Annotated in this window: 4 protein-coding genes and 2 pseudogenes; 4 read left to right on the top strand and 2 right to left on the bottom strand. The window is 52.0% G+C overall.

All coding sequences use genetic code 11. The features are described from left to right. Positions 1–331: 331 nt before the first annotated feature. The gene (locus ACSHWX_RS18380) at positions 332–583 is read left to right on the top strand and encodes a helix-turn-helix domain-containing protein (protein ID WP_435669658.1); all 252 of its coding nucleotides are present in this window, start codon (positions 332–334) and stop codon (positions 581–583) included. A 251-nt stretch (positions 584–834) separates the two neighbouring features. Here ACSHWX_RS18380 and ACSHWX_RS18375 read toward each other — a convergent pair. Next, positions 835–963, bottom strand: a pseudogene (locus ACSHWX_RS18375) (hypothetical protein); the annotation flags it as partial. Between the two features lie 32 nt (positions 964–995). Here ACSHWX_RS18375 and ACSHWX_RS18370 point away from each other — a divergent pair. Continuing rightward, positions 996–1,370 (top strand): AAA family ATPase, encoded by a 375-nt coding sequence (locus ACSHWX_RS18370; protein ID WP_435669657.1) that lies wholly within the window; start codon positions 996–998, stop codon positions 1,368–1,370. Between the two features lie 35 nt (positions 1,371–1,405). On the opposite strand, the pseudogene ACSHWX_RS18365 reads toward ACSHWX_RS18370, so the two are convergent. Next, a pseudogene (locus ACSHWX_RS18365) lies at positions 1,406–1,570 on the bottom strand (transposase); the annotation flags it as partial. On the opposite strand from ACSHWX_RS18365, the gene ACSHWX_RS18360 reads away from it, so the two are divergent. Together ACSHWX_RS18360 and ACSHWX_RS18355 are read left to right on the top strand one after the other, a co-directional pair. Further along, positions 1,520–1,885 (top strand): hypothetical protein, encoded by a 366-nt coding sequence (locus tag ACSHWX_RS18360; RefSeq protein ID WP_435669659.1) that lies wholly within the window; start codon positions 1,520–1,522, stop codon positions 1,883–1,885. The pseudogene ACSHWX_RS18365 and the gene ACSHWX_RS18360 overlap by 51 nt on opposite strands. A 47-nt stretch (positions 1,886–1,932) precedes the next feature. Further along, positions 1,933–2,121, top strand: coding sequence for a hypothetical protein (locus tag ACSHWX_RS18355; RefSeq protein WP_435669656.1), 189 nt, complete (start codon positions 1,933–1,935; stop codon positions 2,119–2,121). Positions 2,122–2,317: the final 196 nt, after the last annotated feature.

Raw genomic sequence — 2,317 nt, 5'->3', positions numbered from 1 at the left:
TTCGATGGTACTTTCGGAGGGACTGACTGTTCATCGCTGATATATTAACCATCTGTTAGTTATTAATTGATTCGCTACTCCAATCAAGGGTTTTGAATCTGAGTGTAGGGCAGGAGTGCAGAACCCTAGCCGCGTAGGGCTGCAGGCGTGAGAGTTCTGGCTCAATTTGAGATAGGGTTGTTGTTATGTCAGAAACGGCATTGTTTTCTGAGATACGGCTCATGTTGAAGTTACCGCTTATGGTCTTCGGATCATATATCTAAATTATGACTTGGGGGTCATATTGACATATTATGATCTAAAGGTCATATTGATTGACGGGAGAACAGTCATGAAGCACCTCGTTCGCACGTCAAAAAATTTGGGCCACGCAATTCGCGAGGCTCGGAAGGTCAAGCGCCTGACCCAAAAGGAGCTCGCCTCGATGAGCGGTGTCTGGCAGGAAACGATCTCCAAGATCGAGAACGGCAGCGGAGGCACCAAGCTGGAAACGCTATTTGATTTGATCGCGGCCCTGGACCTTGAGATCACGGTGACCGAGCGCAGCAAGGGCGCATCAGACGGGCTTGAGGACATATTCTGACATGGGTCGCAAGCGCAGCTACACACCTTTGAACGTCTTTCTGAACTCGCGGCTCGTGGGCCAGTTGGTCCGTGAACCGTCTGGCGGCGTCAGTTTCGCCTAAGCGATCCGTCTTGATCCACACTGATCAAGACGGATCGCAAAAAAGCTTGACGCTTCCAAACCGAGTGCAAAAAAGTTTTGGAAGCTGGCTGATCTGCGGTTGAACTCTGCGATTTAAGTCCCGTTGCATCCCTTAAGGACGACTTCGTTCAAGGAAGGATGTAATTTCTAGAAAATACGTGAACCGACTTCGCCCCTCTTGTAAGAGCCACGTACAGATGTTCCTTGGACATCGAATTACCGGGTCGGTCGGCATCAAGAATGAGAACGTGGTCTGCTTCGAGACCTTTTAGAAGTAAAGTAGACCCGTGTGCTTGATGAACGTCTTGGCGTGCAGTTGCGCTCTATGGATGTGCCAACAGACAGTCTGTCTGGAGGTCAACGCCAAGCGATTGCCATCGCGCGCGCCGTCTATCATGCGGACCTTCGGGTGCTGGTGATGGATGAGCCAACGGCTGCTTTGGGCCCGCAAGAAACCGCACGCATTTTGAAGTTGATCAAAGCGCTTCGTGAGCAGGGATTGGCCGTGATCTTGATCAGTCACTCGCTCGACGATGTGTTCGAAGTTGCGGACCGTGTGCATGTACAGCGCCGCGGGCGTGGTGTCGGCGTTGTGAAAACGGCGGAAAGTTCAGTGCAAGAGGTGCTCGGTATGATTGTTGGCGCCCAAGATGCAGCAGCATAGAGGAGTAAAAGTTATGTCTGATATGACTGGCGTTCTCAACTGATCGACGCAACACATGCATTAAAACGCTCTGCGGGGGTTTCGTATCCCAGCGTCATACGTGGTCGTTCGTTGAGCTGTCTTGCAATGGCGCTCAGCTTTGCCTGACTATGTATCGACAAATCTGTGCCCTTTGGAAAGTACTGTCGCAGCAGGCGGTTGTGCCTTACGCCGGCACGCTTGATAATCCGATCCAAATTGCGATGGTCTACCCATCGGCTGACACCTCTGACTTTTGGGCCCGCAACTATCTCGCGATGACCAAACGTCTCGATCAGCTTGGTATCGAATATGAGACGACTGAGTTCGCAAGTCGCCAAGTGGAGCATTCGCTTCAGTCCACATATGCCAACCAAGTCGTGCAAGACGCGGATCTCTACGATTACGTGATCTTCGGTCCATCCGAGTTGCAGATCCAAGCTGACAACATCGACAAAATGGCTGGATCAGACGGGTTTGGGGCGGCACGGGGCTAGAACTTGATGCGATCCGTCGCGGGGAGCTCGATGCAACGCCTATGCGGATGGGCGACGATGTTGGCGCTGCGACAGCAGAAGCCATCAAAGCGGATCTGGAAGACCGTGCAGACGAAGTTCTATTCGTGTTCTTGGGCCGCATTACCATTGCTCATGATGAGATGAGTGCGGACGAATTCAATGCGCTTGAGACGGAAGCTTTCCGTTTCTCAGGTGTTGGCGCTCTCGAACGCTAAAGTCTTTGGGCGGCGTTTTGCGCCGCCCAATTTACGAATTCCATTTGACCAAGTCACCGGTGTTCGGTAGGTGTGTTACCGGTCACAATTTACGCCTGAAGGAGATTCGCGTGGCGCAATCCATGATGCTAATTGAGAAATGCAGTCACTGCGTGAGCTGGTATGATATTGAAACGGGAGCCCTGCAGGGGCGATT

This window comes from Maritalea sp. (assembly GCF_051251695.1).
GTDB lineage: Bacteria > Pseudomonadota > Alphaproteobacteria > Rhizobiales > Devosiaceae > Maritalea.
This window is presented reverse-complemented; position numbering and strand designations above follow the sequence as displayed.

Excerpts from the sequence above, each read along its gene's own strand:
- ACSHWX_RS18355 (WP_435669656.1), top strand. The coding sequence starts at position 1,933 with ATGGGCGACGATGTTGGCGCTGCGACAGCAGAAGCCATCAAAGCGGAT.
- ACSHWX_RS18380 (WP_435669658.1), top strand. The coding sequence starts at position 332 with ATGAAGCACCTCGTTCGCACGTCAAAAAATTTGGGCCACGCAATTCGC.
- ACSHWX_RS18360 (WP_435669659.1), top strand. The coding sequence starts at position 1,520 with ATGTATCGACAAATCTGTGCCCTTTGGAAAGTACTGTCGCAGCAGGCG.